Raw genomic sequence first — 16,513 nt, 5'->3', positions numbered from 1 at the left:
CTCAAACCCAATAGGAGATGCGCTTCAGGTACCGATTGGTAACCGCAAGCGCGAAGAGCCAGCCGACAATAGCCATCGCAATGGTGACCATATAGGTATGGGTGCTGGGAATCTGCCCGAGCAACGGCTGCCGTACTACGTCCAGCAGGTACGCCAGAGGATTCCAGCGCACCAGGAACGAAAAGCGCGTGAGCGCCTCGGGGCGGTACATGATCGGGGTCACGTAGAATGCCACCTGCACCAGCGAGGCCACGATCTGCGGGAGGTCACGGAACCGGGCGGAGAACAGGCCCGTGAGCATCGCGATCCACGTCGCATTGAGCGCAAGGATGACCAGCCCCGGGACGAAAAGCGGCAGGGAGACCCAGCTGGGCACGCCGAAGATCGCCAGAAGCAACACGATGATGACGAAGTTATGCGCGAGGATCAGCAGGTTGCGCCAAGGCACCTGGAGCACGTAGATCAGCTTGGGCGTTGCCGCCTGGCGAATATAGGCAGCGTTCGCGATGTAGGCCGTACTGCCCTCCTGCACCGTACTCGCGAACATGCCCCACGTGACCAGGCTGGCGGCCAGGTAAGGGAGGTATTCACTCATCTTCTGGCCGAACAGCGTGCCGTACACCACGCCGATGGACGTGATGATGACGCCCATGCTGATGGTCAACCAGAAGGGTCCGACGCGCGAGCGTGCGTAGCGCTGCCGGATTTCAATCCAGCCAAGGAGCATCCAAAGCCGCCAGGAAGCGAGGCTCTGCTTCAGGTCGGTCGCGGCGAGTTTCAACATGTATGAGACCCTAGGTAAATCGAGAGGGGACCGTGCCAGCACCCGGCTGGCGACAACGACCGGGTAGTGTGCGGCACCCGTGCTGAATCGGCACGGCACCCGGCCACCGGTGGTGGCGCGGAGACCCAGTGATACGGGTGGATGTCACGCCGACAGGGCGGCGTCCAGTTCCCGGCGCAGATCGGCCAGGTCTTCCACACCGACGGACAGGCGGATGAGATTGTCGTCAATGCCCAGGCGCTTGCGCTGCGCGGGCGGAATCGACGCATGCGTCATGATGGCCGGGTGTTCGATCAGGCTCTCGACGCCGCCCAGCGACTCCGCCAGAGCGAAAAGTTCGCATCGTTCCAGCACGCGGCGCGCCTTACGCAGGCCGCCCTTCACGCGCATGGAAATGATGCCGCCGAACCCATCCATCTGCCGGCGCGCCAGGGCATGCTGGGGATGGCTCTTCAGGCCGGGGTAGATAACGTTCTCGACCACGGGGTGGCGTTCAAGCCAGCGGGCCAGGTCCAGCGCGCCCTCGCAATGCGCGCGCATGCGCAAATGGAGGGTCTTCAGGCCGCGCATGGCCAGGAACGAGTCGAACGGACCACCGACCGCGCCCACGCTGTTCTGCAGGAACGCCATCTGGCCGGCCATGTCGTCGTTACCGGCGACGACGATCCCGCCCACCATATCTGAATGGCCATTCAGGTACTTCGTCGCCGAATGCAGCACCAGGTCGGCTCCGTACTCGAGCGGACGCTGCACCATGGGCGAGCAGAACGTATTGTCGACGACAAAAATCAGCCCGTGCTTGCGTGCAAAGGCGCCCATTTTCTTCAGGTCAACCAGCTTCAGCATGGGATTGGTCGGCGTTTCGACCCAAAGCATGCGGGTGGTCGGCTTCAGGGCCGCCTTGAGGGCCTGCTCGTCGTTGAGGTCGACAAAGCTGAAGTCCAGGCCTGCCGAGCGGCGACGCACGCGCTCGAAAAGCCGGTAGCTACCGCCGTAAAGGTCATCCATGGCAATGACATGGCTGCCAGTGTCGAGGATGTCGAGCACGGTGGCCGCCGCGGCCAGGCCGGACGCGAAGGCAAAACCTGCCACGCCGCCCTCGAGGTCTGCCACGCAGCGCTCGTAAGCCATGCGGGTGGGGTTCTGGGTGCGGGAGTATTCATAGCCCTTGTGCTTGCCTGGGCTTTCCTGGACATACGTCGACGTGGCATAGATCGGGGTCATGATCGCGCCCGTCGACGGATCCGGATGTTGCCCCGCATGAATCGCCCTGGTACCCAGGCCAAGAGGCTCGATATGCTTTTTTGCCATGTCTATCAACAAGTTAGGTTGGCTCAGCGAAGAGCGGATGACGCACCAATTCGCTAGTTTAGCCGATTAGCCCCACTCACCTCGCTGAGACCCCCAGCGGGTCCCGGAAGCACCCATTTACCGATCTTTCGCAGGCTCAGGCACAATGACAGGTCCGAGTCCTGCCCATAAAGGATCCATGAAGACATTGCTCGTCACCGGCGGCGCCGGCTTCATTGGGGCGAACTTCGTCCTTCAGGCCATCAAGGCCGGCCATACCGTCGTCAACCTGGACAAACTCACGTACGCAGGAAACCTGCGCACGCTCGCTTCGCTGGAAGGTAATGCACGCCACGTTTTCGTCCACGGCGACATCGGCGACCGGACGCTTGTCGCAGGCCTGCTCGCGGCGCACCGCCCCGATGCCGTGGTGCATTTCGCCGCGGAGTCGCACGTTGACCGCTCGATCGATGGCCCCGCCGCTTTCATCGAGACCAACGTCGTCGGCACCCTGGGCCTGCTCGAAGTATCGCGCGACTACTGGCGTGGCCTGGAGGGCGAAGCAGCCGACGCGTTCCGCTTCCTGCACATCTCCACTGACGAAGTGTACGGGTCGCTGGGCGCGGAAGGCCTTTTCACGGAGACGACGGCGTTCGCGCCTAACTCGCCGTACTCGGCGTCCAAGGCAGCATCTGACCATCTTGTCCGTGCGTTTCACCATACGTACGGGCTGCCCACGCTGACCACGAACTGCTCGAACAACTACGGCCCGTTCCAGTTCCCCGAAAAGCTGATCCCGCTGGTTATCCAGAAGGCGCTGGCAGGCGAAGCGTTGCCCATCTACGGCGACGGCCTGAATATCCGCGACTGGCTTTACGTCGAAGATCACTGCAGCGCCATCGCGCGCGTGCTCGAAGGGGGCCGACTGGGCGAGACGTATAACGTCGGCGGCAATTCGGAACGTACCAACCTCACCGTCGTGAAGACGATCTGCGCCATTCTCGACGAGCTCCGCCCGCTCGATGGCGGCAAACCGCACGAAACACTCATCACGTATGTGCGCGACCGCCCCGGACACGATCGTCGATATGCGATCGATGCCAGCAAGCTGAAGGATGAACTGGGCTGGACGCCAGCGCACACCTTTGAATCCGGCATTCGGGCGACGGTCGACTGGTACCTCGCGAACGAGGCCTGGGTGCGCGGCATTCTCGATGGCAGCTACCAACTGGAGCGACTTGGCGCATGACGACGAAGGGCATCATCCTTGCCGGCGGTTCCGGAACGCGTCTCTACCCGATCACGCAGGCGGTGAGCAAGCAGCTCCTGCCTGTCTACGACAAGCCCATGATCTACTACCCGTTGGCGACCCTGATGCTCGCGGGGATCCGCGATGTCCTGGTCATCAACACGCCCCATGAGCAGCACCTGTTCCAGCGCCTTCTCGGCGATGGCAGCCAATGGGGCATCAACATTACGTACGCCGTGCAGCCGTCACCCGATGGCCTCGCACAGGCGTTCGTCATCGGTAAGGACTTCATTGGCGGAGACCCCAGCTGCCTCGTCCTGGGCGACAATATTTTCTATGGCGTGGGCCTGACCGAGCGGATGAAACGCGCCGCATCCAGGGACCACGGCGCTACGGTCTTCGGCTATTGGGTGCGTGATCCGGAGCGATACGGCGTCGCTGAGTTCGACGCCCATGGCAAAGTGATCGGACTCGAAGAAAAGCCCGAAACACCAAAGTCGCACTACGCGGTGACAGGGCTGTATTTCTACGATAACCGCGCCGTGGATTTCGCCGGGTCGCTACGTCCCTCGGCGCGTGGCGAACTGGAAATCACGGACCTGAACCGGTGCTACCTGGACGACAATACGCTGCATCTGGAGCAGCTCGGCCGTGGTTACGCATGGCTGGATACCGGTACGCATGAATCCCTGATGGAAGCCGGTGAGTACATCCAGACGATCGAGAATCGCCAGGGCCTCAAGGTGTGCTGCCCGGAAGAGATCGCATACATCAACAAGTGGATCGACGCCGAGCAACTGCTTCGCCTTGCGGAGCCGCTTGCCAAGACCGGCTACGGCCAGTATCTGCAGAACCTGACCAGGCAGGGCTACGTCGGATGAAGTTTATCGAAACATCGTTGCCCGGCTGCATCGTCATCGAGCCGCAGGTGTTCGGCGACGCGCGCGGTTTCTTTTACGAGAGCTACAACGAAGACAAGTACCGTGCTGGCGGCATCGATTGCCGCTTTGTGCAGTCCAACGTCTCGCGCTCGGCCCGAGGCGTCCTGCGCGGCCTGCATTTCCAGTGGCCGAACCCGCAGGGCAAGCTGGTTAGCGTGCTTGAGGGCGAGGTCTTCGACGTAGCCGTCGACATCCGCCGTGGTTCGCCTACCTTTGGGCAGTCGGCCAGTGTGATGCTCACGGCCGAGAACCACCGGCACTTCTGGATCCCGGAGGGCTTCGCTCACGGTTTTTGTGTGGTTTCGGAACATGCGACGTTTTCGTACCAGTGCACGAACCTGTATGACGCCAAGGCGGATGGCTCGATCCGCTGGGACGATCCGGCTATTGGGATCGACTGGCCGGTATCGGCACCGTTACTCTCGGACAAGGATGCCAGGGCGGTGTTTCTGGCCGACATGCCTGCTGAACGCCTTCCGGAGTACGTGGGTTGAAGATCCTCCTGCTAGGTGCGCAAGGCCAGCTTGGCCAGACGTTCCTCAGTGACGGTGGCCTCGCTGCGCGCGGTGACCTGGTCGCGGGGTCCCGCGAAGGCACGGCGGCGCCCGGTGCACGCGGCGCCCTTGCCGACCTCAGCGACAGCGCAGCCCTCGAAGCGCTTCTCCATAGTGAGCGCCCTGACGTGATCGTGAACGCCGCGGCGTATACCGCCGTGGACAAGGCCGAGGGCGACGAAGCGCTAGCGACACAGGTCAATGGTGACGCCGTCGGCGTGCTCGGCCGCTGGGCTGCGGCGCATGGCGCACTGGTCGTGCATTTTTCGACAGACTACGTCTTCGCCGGCGATTCGCCGACGCCCTACGCCGCCGACGATGCAACGGATCCTCAGGGCGCTTACGGCCGGAGCAAGCTCGCCGGCGAGATCGCACTGCGCGAAAGCGGCGCTCGTCACTTCCTGTTTCGTACGGCGTGGGTGTATTCACCAGTCGGGCACAACTTCCTGAAAACCATGCTTCGCCTGGGCGCGGAGCGCGATGAACTCAGCGTCGTCGCCGATCAGCACGGAACGCCGACCACCGCGGCGCTCATCGTGGCCGGGACGCTCGCCGCGCTGGATGCTTACACGGCCGCCAACGATGGCGCGCTGACCGGCACCTACCACCTGACCGCCAGTGGCGAGACGACGTGGCACGGCTTTGCCGACGCCCTGTTCGATGATGCCGTTGAAGCAGGCGTCCTTGCGCGCCGACCCGTCGTGCGCGCTATCAGCACCGATCAATTCCCTACGCCCGCCCGGCGGCCGGCCTACTCCGTCCTCAACAATCGTTCCTTCGTGCAAGCGTTCGGCCACGCCTTGCCGGACTGGCGCGAAGGCCTCCGCGATACCATCCGCGCGCTTCGCGCATCGTGAGGCCATGATGCTGATTCCACTCATCCTAAGCGGCGGCAGCGGCACGCGCCTTTGGCCGATTTCGCGGCGTAACCTTCCGAAGCAGTTCCTCTCGCTTTCCGGCAACCGGACGCTGTTCCAGCAAACGGCCACGCGGGTGATGGCCCTGGATGACGTGGCAGCGCCCATCGTGGTCGCTGCCGCTGATCACCGCTTCCTGGCGGCAGAACAGCTTCAGGAACTCGGCATCAACGGAGCGAGCATTCTGCTGGAGCCAGTGGCGCGCAACACCGCGCCCGCCATCGCCGTCGGCGCCTTCCAAGCACTTAAGCGTGATGCCGATGCGCTCGTGCTCGTTCTTCCTGCCGACCACCTCATTGGCGACGAAGTCAGTTTTTCCGACGCTGTCGCACAGGCACGACCGGCTGCGATCGCCGGTTCACTGGTCACCTTCGGCATCCGCCCGGACCGCCCCGAGACAGGCTTCGGCTACATACGCCGGGGCGACGCGCTAGACGCTACGACGTTCCGGGTCGCTGAATTTGTTGAAAAGCCCGCTCAGGACGTAGCCCAGCGTTATCTCGACAGCGGTGAGTACGACTGGAACTCGGGTATGTTCCTGTTTCGGGCCGACCGCTACCTCGACGAGCTCGCGGAACACGCACCTGCCATGCTGGAGGCAGCGCGAGCCGCCTTCGAGAAGGCGCATGTGGATCTCGACTTCATACGGCTCGATGCCGAGGCATTCGCCGCCGCGACGAACGACTCCATCGACTACGCCGTCATGGAAAAGACCGCGCACGCCGCCGTCGTACCGGTCTCCTGCGGCTGGTCGGACATCGGCTCGTGGGATGCGCTGTGGATGGCGGCAGACAAGGATGCCCAGGGCAACCGCCTCGAAGGCGATGTCATCGCGCTGGATACGCGCGGCTCGCTCATTCGCTCCCATGACCGCCACCTCGTGGCCACCATCGGCCTCGATGACGTGGTGATCGTGACTACCCCCGACGCCACCCTCGTGGCACGGCGCGACCGCTCGCAGGATGTCAAGAAGATCGTTGATCAGCTGAAAGCCGCTGGCCGCACCGAGCACGACCTCCATCGCGTCGTGCGGCGCCCGTGGGGCTCATACGATTCTCTGGAATCAGGCGACCGCTTCCAGGTGAAACGCATCGTGGTCAAGCCCGGTGCGGCACTCAGCCTGCAGATGCACCACCATCGCGCCGAGCACTGGATCGTGGTCAAGGGCGTCGCTGAGGTCACCTGCGACGATAAGGTGTTCCTGCTCGCTGAGAACCAGAGCACCTATCTTCCACTGGGCAGCCGGCATCGCCTGCGCAATCCGGGCAAGGTGCCGGTGGAACTGATCGAGGTTCAATCGGGGAGCTACCTGGGCGAAGACGATATCGTCCGCTTCGACGACGTTTACGGCCGGGCCTGACTCATCCATGTCCGCAAGGTGCGGAACGTAAATCGCCTCAAGGAAAGGCAGTCTTCATGCAAGTAGAACCTCTAAAGATGCCGGCGCGCCGCAAGGACACGGGACTTGACGGCCTGCGCGGCCTCGCTGCGCTCGCCGTGGTCTTTTCCCATGCCATGTTCGGGTATTTCCCGTTCACGCACACGGGTGCGGCCGCCGATCTTCGCGAGACGTGGGAACCGGGCCTCTTCAATAGCCCGCTATACATTCTGTACTCCGGCGGGTTCGCCGTGAGCCTCTTCTTCGTCTTGAGCGGCTATGTGCTCGCCAAGCGCTTTTTCGAAGGCGCAGATATCGACTACCTTCGCGGCTCGGCCATCAAGCGTTATTTCCGCCTCGGCGTTCCAGTGGCTGCCGCTGTCATGTTCGGCTACCTGCTCATGGCCGCGCATGCGTTTCATACGGTGTCACCTGAGTTGCCGCATAGTTTCGTCTGGGATTCCTATCGCGGCCCACATAGCTTCGTACAGGCGCTCAACGAAGCGGTCTACGGCTCGCTGCTACTTGGCCACACCAGCTACGACTACGTGTTGTGGACCATCCAGCTGGAGTTCTATGGCTCCATGCTTCTATTCGCATTTCTCGCGCTGTTCGGTCGTTTCCGTTACTCGGGCCTTGCTGCGGCAGCGGCAGCCTTGCTGTTGTGGCACATCTCAAGCAATCCCGGTACCTACTTTGCCATGTTCATCGTGGGCGCTTACATCGGCAGGTTGCCCGCCCTATTCCGCACGCGCTGGTTTGCGGCAATAGCAATTCCCTTAGGCATTTTTGTCGCCAGTTACAAATCGAACGCACCTCTCTACGTGCCACTCGTCGTCTTGGCAAACTGGATACAAGAGCACGCCGGACTTTCATGGAACTGGCCGGCACTATATGAACTGCTCGGCGCCTGGCTCCTCGTAGCGGGCGTGGTAGCAAGCCCGTTGGCTCACACGATTCTTACGGCGCGACCGGTGGCATGGCTCGGGCGTGTGTCGTTCACTGTGTACCTGATCCACACGCTGATCCTGGGGTCGGCCGGAGCAGCCGTGTTCAAAGCCGTCGCGCGCCATGCGAGCTACTCCACGGCAGCCTGGTCGGCAATCGCCGTTGTAGTGATCTTGACGCTTATCCTTGCTGAGCCGTTCCGCCGAATTTTCGATGAGGGCGCTATCCGCCTGGCAAACCGCGTCGGTAAGTGGGCCACCCGAGAAAGCCAGTCGGCGAGAGATCGGGCAATTGTCGCGCCGACTGAAGCCACCACTCAGTAGAGACAGCCAAAACTCAGCCTATTTCGAGGCCGCTCAACGCCCCCGGAACACCCAGAACCGCGCGCTGATGAAATTGACGACCATGCCGGCCAGCGACCCGGCCGCTACCGCGAATAAGGGAGTGAGCTGGGACGACGGCGCCCGGAGCACGACGACCGTATAGGCAAGATAGTTCACTACCCCGCCCAGGCTCATCGCAGCCAGGTAGTGCCACCACTCAAGCCACACGGACTCGCGGCGCCCCTCGGCAAACGCAAAGCGTCGATTGGCCTGCCAGGTGGCAAATACGGCGCAGAGGAAGGAAACGGCGCGCCCCGCGTAATAGCCAAGGCCTGCCCACAACGCGACGTAGAGGACACCAGTGTCTATGAGGAAGCCCAGCACGCCCGCAGCCGCGAACTGAATCGCCTGTCGCTTCACGCGCTACCCGCTCCCTGGATAATGCGTGCGATTTCGTCGGCCTTCGCGTGCATCAGCGCCGAATCGCCACGCGACTCGACATTGAGTCGCAATAACGGCTCGGTATTGGATGAGCGCAGGTTAAAGCGCCATGTGCCGAAATCCGCGCTCACGCCATCTACCCGCTCCACGCTAGGCGATTGCCCCGCATAAAACGCCATCACGCGCGCCACCGCGGTAGCCGCGTCATTCACGACGAAGTTGAGTTCCCCACTGCACGGGAAGGCGGCGATGCGCGCCGCTAGCATGTCGGCCAGGCCCAGCCCCGTTGCCGAGACACGCTCGGCCAACAGCAACCACGGAATCATCCCCGAATCGCAATACGCGAACTCACGGAAATAGTGATGCGCGCTCATCTCGCCACCGTAGACCGCATCCTCGGCACGCATCCTTTCCTTGATAAACGCATGGCCGGTCTTGCTCTCGATCGGTATGCCTCCTGCGGCTTTCACCATATCAATGGTGTTCCAGGTCAGGCGAGGGTCATGGATGATCTTCGCGCCGCGATGCGTCTCCAGGATCTGCGCTGCGAGAAGTCCCACGATGTAGTAGCCCTCGATGAACGCGCCGTCGGCATCGAAGAAGAAGCAGCGATCGAAGTCGCCGTCCCAGGCAATCCCGAAGTCCGCGCCATGTTCGCGCACGGCCTCGGCGGTCGCCGCACGATTCTCGGGCAGCAGCGGGTTGGGGATGCCGTTCGGAAAGCTGCCGTCGGGTTCGTGGTTGACGCGGATGAACTCGATCGGCAGGTGCTTTTCCAGCAGGTCGATCACCGCACCGGCACCGCCATTGCCTGCATTCGCCACGACCTTCAGCGGCTTGAGCGCCGCCGGGTCGATGTAGGTGAGCAGGTGCGCGATGTACGCCGACTTGTCGTGATCCACCAGGACGCGGCCCCGGGTGGCAACGGGCGCACCAAAGGCATCCGCCTCCACCAGGCGCTCGATATCGCGCAGGCCCGTGTCGCCACTGATGGGCCGCGCGCCTTCACGCACCAGCTTCATGCCGTTGTAGTCGATGGGATTGTGGCTGGCCGTCACCATCACGCCGCCGGCGACGCCGCGATGGAAGGTCTGGAAATACACCTCTTCCGTGCCACACAGCCCGATGTCGATGGCATCGCGGCCTTCGTCGTTCAGGCCACGGATAATGGCCTGCGCAAAGGCCGGGCTGTCGCGGCGAATGTCATAACCCACCACGACGGGGCCCTCGCCCACGGTTCGCGCGAAGGCGCGGCCTAGTCGATAGGCCACGCTTTCGTTTAGCTCGTCGGGAACCCGTCCGCGGACGTCATACGCCTTGAAACACTTCACGCTTATTCCACCGTCACCGACTTGGCCAGGTTACGCGGCTGGTCAACGTCGGTGCCGCGCTGGACAGCAACGTGATAGGCGAGCAGCTGCATCGGCACGGTAAAGACCGCGGGCGCGATCAGGTCGCTGCCGCCATCCACGAAAACCGTGGCAAGGCGCTCGGTATCCGTATCCATCTCAACACGCTCGTCGGCGAACACGATCAGCTCGCCACCGCGTGCCCGCACTTCCTGCAGGTTGGATTTCAGCTTGTCGAGCAGCGGACCGTTCGGCGCCACGGCGACGATAGGCATGTTTTCGTCCACGAGCGCCAGCGGGCCGTGCTTCAGCTCGCCAGCCGGGTACGCCTCGGCGTGGATGTAAGAGATCTCCTTAAGCTTCAGCGACCCTTCCAGGGCAACCGGATACTGCGCGCCTCGCCCGAGGAAAAGGGCGTGCTGCTTCGTGATGAAGTGATCCGCGATCTTGATGATCTCACCTTCGCTCTTCAGCGCGTTCTCGATGTAGCGCGGAAGCGACTGGAGCTCCTGGCAATGCGCCAGGTACTGTGCGTGATCCAGCCCACGGCGACGCCCCAGGTCCAGGGCCAACAGCGCAAACGCGGCCAGCTGGGTGGTAAACGCCTTGGTGGAGGCCACGCCGATCTCGGGGCCGGCGCGCGTCATCAGGCGCAGATCCGATTCACGCACCACCGAAGACTCGGGCACGTTGCAGATGGCGAACGTGGCCAGATAGCCGCGTCGGCGCGATTCGCGCATCGCCGCCAGGGTGTCGGCCGTTTCGCCGGACTGCGAGATGGCCACGAACAGCGTGTCGTCGGGCACGACGACGTCGCGGTAGCGATACTCACTGGCCACTTCAACCACGACCGGGATGCGCGCGAACTCCTCGATCCAGTACTTGGCGACCATGCCTGCGTGATAGCTGGTGCCGCAGGCGACGATGTGGATGCCGCGCGTCTTGTCGAGGATCGGATCGGCATCGATGCCAAAGATGTTCGGCAACACACCGTGCGGACCGATCCGCCCTTCCAGCGTATCGGCCACGGCACGCGGCTGTTCGAAGATCTCCTTCTGCATGTAGTGGCGGTACTCGCCACGCTCGACGGAGTCAGCGCTGATCTCGCTCTCGTGTGCCGCGCGATCCACCGGATTGCCTTCGATATCGAAGACTTCGACGCCGCCGCGAGTGATCTCGACGATGTCGTCTTCTTCCAGGTACATCATCCGGTTGGTGACCTTGATGAGCGCCTGGGCATCGGAGCCAAGGAAGTGCTCACCGATGCCAATGCCGACCAGCAGCGGGCAACCGCGGCGGGCGCCGACGATACGGCCCGGCTCATCCAGGCTCATGACCGCGATGGCGTACGCGCCTTCCAGCTGACGCACGGCGGCGGTGACGGCATCACGCAGCGATTTACCCGCTTGCACGTGCTCGTCGATCACCGCCCCCATCACTTCGGTGTCGGTCTGCGAATGGAACGTACGGCCCTTCGCCTGGAGGCCTTCGCGCAGGCTGGCGTAGTTCTCGATGATGCCGTTGTGCACGATGGCGATGCGGCCCTGCACATGCGGGTGCGCATTCACTTCGCTGGGCACGCCATGCGTCGCCCAGCGCGTGTGTGCGATGCCCGTGCCACCCGGAATCGGGTCGGCGTCGTACAGCGCTTCCATTTCGCGCACCTTGCCCTTCGCACGGACGCGGCGAATTTCGCCCTCGTCAGCGATGGCCATGCCCGCGGAATCGTAGCCGCGGTATTCGAGGGCCTTGAGGCCCGCGATCAGGATAGGAGCAATATCACGCTGCGCTACAGCGGCAACGATTCCACACATGGTCGTGTCTTCCTTATCAGTTAACTTTGCGGCGCAGGTAATTGAGCAGATCGATGCGGGTAATCAGGCCGAGGAATTGCTCTCCGTCGACCACGATGGCCACATGACCTTTTTCAAATACCTGCAGCAGGGATTCAATAGGCGACGTCACTTGCAGCATCTCCGGCGACGCAATCATCGCCGTAGCCACCACGTCGCGGAATTTCGACTCATCCGCGTGCACGTGCAGCAGGACGTCCGATTCGTCGAGGATGCCGACGATGCGGTCGCCCTCCATCACCGGCAGCTGCGAGACGTCGTACAGCTTCATCCGGTTGTAGGCGGTGATCAGCATGTCGTCCGGCTTCACCACCACCGTGTCACGGCGGGCGTAGGGACGCAGGATCAGGTCGCGCAGGTCGCCGTAGTGCTCGCGCTCGATGAAGCCGTTGTCGAGCATCCAGTAGTCGTTGTACATCTTCGACAGGTACTTGTTGCCCGTGTCGCAGACGAGGGTGACGACGCGCTTGGGCGTGGTCTGCTCGCGGCAGTACTTCAGCGCGGCCGAGAGCAGCGTACCCGTGGACGAACCACCCAACACGCCCTCCTTCGCCAGCAGCTCGCGCGCGGCCAGGAAGCTTTCCTTGTCGGTGATGGCGTAGGCCTTCTTCACCATGGAGAAATCGCTGATCGACGGCAGGAAATCTTCGCCGATACCTTCGACCATCCACGAGCCGGACTTCTCCGAAAGCGTGCCCTCGTTGATGTACTCGGCCAGGATGGAGCCGACCGGATCGGCCAGGACGATCTCGGTGTTCGGCGAGTGCTCGCGCAAATAAGCGGTGAGGCCGCTCATGGTGCCTGACGAGCCGCAGCCGACGACGATGGCGTCGACGTGGCCGTCGAGCTGGTCGAGGATTTCCGGGCCGGTGGTCTGGACATGCGCCAGCGGGTTGTCCGGGTTACCGAACTGGTTGATGAAGTACGCACCCGGGGTCTCGCGCGCAATGCGCTCGGCCATGTCCTGGTAGTACTCCGGATGGCCCTTGGCCACGTCCGAACGTGTGAGCACCACTTCGGCACCCATCGCCTTCAGGTTGAAGATCTTTTCCCGGCTCATCTTGTCGGGCACCACCAGGATCAGGCGGTAGCCCTTCTGCTGGGCGACCAGGGCCAGGCCCAGGCCGGTGTTGCCGGCGGTGCCCTCGACCAGGGTATCGCCGGGCTTGATCTTCCCGGCGCGCTCGGCGCCTTCGATCATCGATTTGCCGATGCGGTCTTTCACCGAACCGCCCGGGTTGGCGCTCTCCAGCTTGAGGAAGAGCTCGCAACAGCCGGTATCCAGGTGCTGGGCCCGCACCATGGGGGTGCGGCCGATCAGATCGAGGACGCTGTCTTGAACCTTCATTCGAACTCCGTAGATGACTCTCTGGGCGCCCATGATAATGGGTGCCGCGCCTGTTCGAATCCCGCTGTTAAGGCTACGGCGAAACGATGTAGGCAAGACCACGGGTTCGGCAGGCAGGTTCCCTTAATGCGGCGCAACAAAAAGGGCGCGACAGGCGCGCCCTTTGCTGTACTCGATGGCGGCGTCAGTGTTGCCGCGTGGATTGCCAGGTATCCCACATTCGTTCGAGCTTCTCTTTCGCCTGCAGCTTTTCCTGTTTCAGCGTGCGGAGCTCGATGTCGCTAAGCGGAAGGCAGCCGCGGCTGGCTTCCTCGACTTTGTCGTTGAGCTCCTGGTGTCGGAAGTAGAGACGACGGGTGTCCTTGTCGGCACCGATAAATTTTTCAACGTCGTCGCGCTGCTGGTTTTCGAACATTGCGGTACTCCTCGCGGTGGGGCCGACCCGCGACGCGGGGCGGTCGTGAGGGGAGCCATGCGGACGCGAAGGCGCGAGGCATGCTCCGGCAGAACCCCGTCAGGTGTTTTTTCAGTGACGGGAAGTCCAACCTACTCCGCTGTCCGGAGGGTCGCAAGAGCGAAAAACCTCAAAGATCCTGCGAAAAACGGTTGCATCAGCAACGGTTTACGCCACAGCCATGGGCGGCGGGGCTTCCCGGCCGCCCATGCTGCGCCGTCGCGCTCAGTTACCGCCCGAAGACCGCTTCTTCGACGAGGAGCCGGTGGCGGGGGTGTTGGCGGGGGCACCGCCATCGGACGAGCCCATGTCACGCATGGCGCGTGCGGCGGCCTCGGCCAGCGCGGCCTGCTTCTTCGCGGCATTGGCCACCTTGGCCTGTGCCGCGGCGACCTGGCGGGCCTTGTCGCCCTCGGCCTTGGCCTGCTCCAGCGCCTGGGAATATTCCACGCCCTGCTGCTGCAGGCGGGCGGCTTCTTCCTGGATCATCTGGTTCTGCTGGCGCTGCTGCTCCAGCTGGCGGCGGGCCATTTCGGTGTCGAGGCGGCTGGCTTCGAGCAGGATGGCGTCGTGCTCGCGGTCCAGCTGGGCGCTCTTGGCCTGGGCGTCCTGCAGCTGCGCCATCGCCTTGGCGATGTCCACGCGGCGCTCGGCGACGTACAGGTAATGGGCGTGTTCCTTGTCCTTCGGCTTGAACTGGGCCATCTGGCTGATGGCCTCGCGCGCCCGGGCCTGCTCCGCCTGCGCGTAGTTGCCCAGGGTGGGGTCGGTCGAGAGCTGATCCAGGCTGGTGTTCAGGCGGCGGACGTCGAGGTCGTCGGTCGCGGCCATGGCCGTGCCGGCCGAGACAGCCAGCGCCAGGGCGGAGAGGAGGACGGTATAGCGGTTCATTACTGGCCTCCCTGGTTGTTCTGCTGGGGCTGCGGATCGTTCTGCGGCTGCACGTAGCCGCCCTGGTCATTCAGCGGCTGGGTCTGGCCACCGACCGGGGGCGGCGTGGTGTCCGTCGCCTCGGGCAGGACCGATTCGGTTTCCTGCACGTTGTTCGGGATCGGCACCGTGTCGTTCTGGTGGTTGTCGATCATTTCGACGCGCATCTGCGCGTTTTCCTTGCTCTTGGCCGAGTTCTGGGCGCGGGCGGCCCCCAGGCGGGCCTTGGCGCGGGCGAGCTCGCTGTCCGCGCGCGACTCGTCGGCAAGCACCGACGCCTCGTCGTACTTCTTGGCCGCCATGGCGGCCTGCGCCTGGCGGAACTTGCTCTGGGCATAATCCAGGTCAACCGGATCATAATCGGCAGCACCCGCATCGCGGGCAGCCTGCAACTGGGCCAGGGCCTGGTTCATGGAACCATCCGGCGGGGGAACGCTCGCGCAGCCCGCAAGGGTGGCGAAAACCAGGGCCAGGGCGGCCTGGCCAAGGCGCCGGCGGCCCTTCGGCAGGGCGTTCGACGGCAAGTTGTGCACCATCACTCGTTCCTCATACAGCTTTGCGGGATATTGTCGATATAGAAGGTCGGGAGACCGTCGTCTCGATTGTAATGCGAACCAACGGGGGTTTAGGTGGATATCGGTTATTTCCTGAAACTGATGGTGGACAAGGGCGCGTCGGACATGTTCCTGACGACCGGTGCCCCGGTGAACATCAAGGTGGAAGGCAAGCTTTACCCGCTTGGCAACACGGGCCTGCCCAGCGGCATGGTCAAGAAGATCGCCTATTCCCTGATGGACGAAGGCCAGGTGCCCCAGTTCGAGCGCGACCTTGAGCTGAACATGGCGCTGGCCGTGAAGGAAGCGGGCCGCTTCCGTATCAACGTGTTCAAGCAGCGTGGCGAGATCGGCATGGTCATCCGTGCCATCAAGAGCGAGATTCCCTCGCTGGAAGAGCTGCGCCTGCCGTCGATCTTCCGCGACCTGATCATGGAGCCGCGCGGCCTGATCCTGGTCGTCGGTGCCACCGGTTCGGGCAAGTCCACCACCCTGGCGGCCATGCTCGACCACCGCAACACCAACAGCTCGGGCCATATCCTCACCATCGAGGACCCGATCGAATACCTGCACCGGCACAAGCGCTCCATCGTCAACCAGCGTGAGGTGGGCCTTGATACCCACAGCTATCACGAGGCGCTGAAGAACGCGATGCGCGAGGCGCCGGACGTGATCATGATCGGCGAGATCCGCGACACCGAGACCATGGAGGCCGCCATCTCGTTCTCGGAAACCGGCCATCTCTGCCTGGCTACCCTGCACTCCAACAACGCGGACCAGACGCTGGAGCGCATCCTCAACTTCTTCCCGGAATCGGCACACAAGAACGTGCTGATGAACCTGGCCCTGAACCTGCGCGCGGTCATCAGCCAGCGCCTGGTGCTGGGCAAGGAAGGCCGCCGCATCCCGGCGACCGAGGTGCTGCTCAACACCCCGCTGATCCGCGACATGATCCGCCGCGGCCAGATCCACGAGGTGAAGGACGCCATGGACCGCAGCCTGCAGGAAGGCATGCAGACCTTCGACCAGTCGCTGTACCGCCTGTACCGCGAAGGCCAGATCACCCTCGACGAGTGCCTGAACAAGGCGGACTCGCGCGATGGCCTGGCGCTGAAGATCCGCCTGTCCGAAGGAGCGACGGGGACGGAGTTTGCGTCCAGCGATCCTTATGGGATTGGGGTTTAGCGCCTACACCGCGTT

The 16,513-nt window shown here is 63.2% G+C and carries 16 protein-coding genes; 7 read left to right on the top strand and 9 right to left on the bottom strand.

All coding sequences use genetic code 11. The features are described from left to right. Nucleotide 1 precedes the first annotated feature (1 nt). Both FIV34_RS04390 and FIV34_RS04385 read right to left on the bottom strand, forming a co-directional pair. The gene (locus tag FIV34_RS04390) at nucleotides 2-784 is read right to left on the bottom strand and encodes an ABC transporter permease (protein WP_139980053.1); all 783 of its coding nucleotides are present in this window, start codon (nucleotides 782-784) and stop codon (nucleotides 2-4) included. A 144-nt stretch (nucleotides 785-928) separates the two neighbouring features. Then, nucleotides 929-2,095: a trans-sulfuration enzyme family protein gene (locus tag FIV34_RS04385; protein WP_139980051.1), complete on the bottom strand. Its 1,167-nt coding sequence runs from the start codon at nucleotides 2,093-2,095 to the stop codon at nucleotides 929-931. Between the two features lie 178 nt (nucleotides 2,096-2,273). Between FIV34_RS04385 and rfbB the strand changes: the two genes are divergently transcribed. From rfbB to FIV34_RS04355, 6 genes are read left to right on the top strand one after another with little or no spacing between them, the layout of a single operon-like run. Next, nucleotides 2,274-3,323, top strand: a complete 1,050-nt coding sequence (rfbB, locus tag FIV34_RS04380; protein ID WP_139980049.1) for a dTDP-glucose 4,6-dehydratase — start codon at nucleotides 2,274-2,276, stop codon at nucleotides 3,321-3,323. Then, on the top strand, nucleotides 3,320-4,204 hold the full coding sequence (rfbA, locus tag FIV34_RS04375; protein WP_139980047.1) for a glucose-1-phosphate thymidylyltransferase RfbA: 885 nt from the start codon (nucleotides 3,320-3,322) through the stop codon (nucleotides 4,202-4,204). Before rfbB ends, rfbA begins: the two co-directional genes overlap by 4 nt. After that, nucleotides 4,201-4,758 (top strand): dTDP-4-dehydrorhamnose 3,5-epimerase, encoded by a 558-nt coding sequence (rfbC, locus tag FIV34_RS04370; RefSeq protein ID WP_139980045.1) that lies wholly within the window; start codon nucleotides 4,201-4,203, stop codon nucleotides 4,756-4,758. The genes rfbA and rfbC overlap by 4 nt, the downstream gene beginning before the upstream one ends. Next, nucleotides 4,755-5,675 (top strand): dTDP-4-dehydrorhamnose reductase, encoded by a 921-nt coding sequence (gene rfbD / locus FIV34_RS04365; protein ID WP_139980043.1) that lies wholly within the window; start codon nucleotides 4,755-4,757, stop codon nucleotides 5,673-5,675. Before rfbC ends, rfbD begins: the two co-directional genes overlap by 4 nt. Nucleotides 5,676-5,682: 7 nt before the next feature. Then, nucleotides 5,683-7,095 carry a mannose-1-phosphate guanylyltransferase/mannose-6-phosphate isomerase gene (locus tag FIV34_RS04360; protein ID WP_139985680.1) on the top strand — a complete coding sequence of 471 codons (1,413 nt, stop codon included), beginning with the start codon at nucleotides 5,683-5,685 and terminating at the stop codon, nucleotides 7,093-7,095. 56 nt (nucleotides 7,096-7,151) lie between these two features. Further along, nucleotides 7,152-8,384: an acyltransferase family protein gene (locus FIV34_RS04355; RefSeq protein WP_139980041.1), complete on the top strand. Its 1,233-nt coding sequence runs from the start codon at nucleotides 7,152-7,154 to the stop codon at nucleotides 8,382-8,384. A 33-nt stretch (nucleotides 8,385-8,417) separates the two neighbouring features. On the opposite strand, the gene FIV34_RS04350 is transcribed toward FIV34_RS04355, so the two are convergent. From FIV34_RS04350 to FIV34_RS04320, 7 genes are all read right to left on the bottom strand, one after another. Next, the gene (locus tag FIV34_RS04350; RefSeq protein WP_139980039.1) at nucleotides 8,418-8,804 is read right to left on the bottom strand and encodes a GtrA family protein; all 387 of its coding nucleotides are present in this window, start codon (nucleotides 8,802-8,804) and stop codon (nucleotides 8,418-8,420) included. Beyond that, nucleotides 8,801-10,162 carry a phosphohexomutase domain-containing protein gene (locus FIV34_RS04345; protein ID WP_139980037.1) on the bottom strand — a complete coding sequence of 454 codons (1,362 nt, stop codon included), beginning with the start codon at nucleotides 10,160-10,162 and terminating at the stop codon, nucleotides 8,801-8,803. The genes FIV34_RS04350 and FIV34_RS04345 overlap by 4 nt, the downstream gene beginning before the upstream one ends. Continuing rightward, entirely contained in the window at nucleotides 10,159-11,988 is a 1,830-nt protein-coding gene (gene glmS, locus FIV34_RS04340; RefSeq protein WP_139980035.1) for a glutamine--fructose-6-phosphate transaminase (isomerizing), read from the bottom strand. Before glmS ends, FIV34_RS04345 begins: the two co-directional genes overlap by 4 nt. 16 nt (nucleotides 11,989-12,004) lie before the next feature. Further along, nucleotides 12,005-13,375 carry a pyridoxal-phosphate dependent enzyme gene (locus FIV34_RS04335; RefSeq protein WP_139980032.1) on the bottom strand — a complete coding sequence of 457 codons (1,371 nt, stop codon included), beginning with the start codon at nucleotides 13,373-13,375 and terminating at the stop codon, nucleotides 12,005-12,007. A gap of 184 nt (nucleotides 13,376-13,559) precedes the next feature. Next, the gene (locus tag FIV34_RS04330) at nucleotides 13,560-13,790 is read right to left on the bottom strand and encodes an HP1242/YdcH family protein (protein WP_139980029.1); all 231 of its coding nucleotides are present in this window, start codon (nucleotides 13,788-13,790) and stop codon (nucleotides 13,560-13,562) included. A 264-nt stretch (nucleotides 13,791-14,054) separates the two neighbouring features. Further along, a complete protein-coding gene (locus FIV34_RS04325; RefSeq protein WP_170207514.1) occupies nucleotides 14,055-14,720 on the bottom strand; it encodes a DUF4398 domain-containing protein in 666 nt (221 codons plus the stop codon). Continuing rightward, nucleotides 14,720-15,295 carry a DUF4398 domain-containing protein gene (locus FIV34_RS04320; RefSeq protein WP_139980027.1) on the bottom strand — a complete coding sequence of 192 codons (576 nt, stop codon included), beginning with the start codon at nucleotides 15,293-15,295 and terminating at the stop codon, nucleotides 14,720-14,722. Before FIV34_RS04320 ends, FIV34_RS04325 begins: the two co-directional genes overlap by 1 nt. A 93-nt stretch (nucleotides 15,296-15,388) precedes the next feature. Here FIV34_RS04320 and FIV34_RS04315 point away from each other — a divergent pair, with 93 nt between their 5' ends. Then, nucleotides 15,389-16,498: a PilT/PilU family type 4a pilus ATPase gene (locus FIV34_RS04315; RefSeq protein WP_139980025.1), complete on the top strand. Its 1,110-nt coding sequence runs from the start codon at nucleotides 15,389-15,391 to the stop codon at nucleotides 16,496-16,498. Nucleotides 16,499-16,513 lie beyond the last annotated feature (15 nt).

The organism is Luteibacter pinisoli (assembly GCF_006385595.1).
In the GTDB taxonomy this organism is placed as follows: Bacteria; Pseudomonadota; Gammaproteobacteria; order Xanthomonadales; family Rhodanobacteraceae; genus Luteibacter; species Luteibacter pinisoli.
This window is presented reverse-complemented; position numbering and strand designations above follow the sequence as displayed.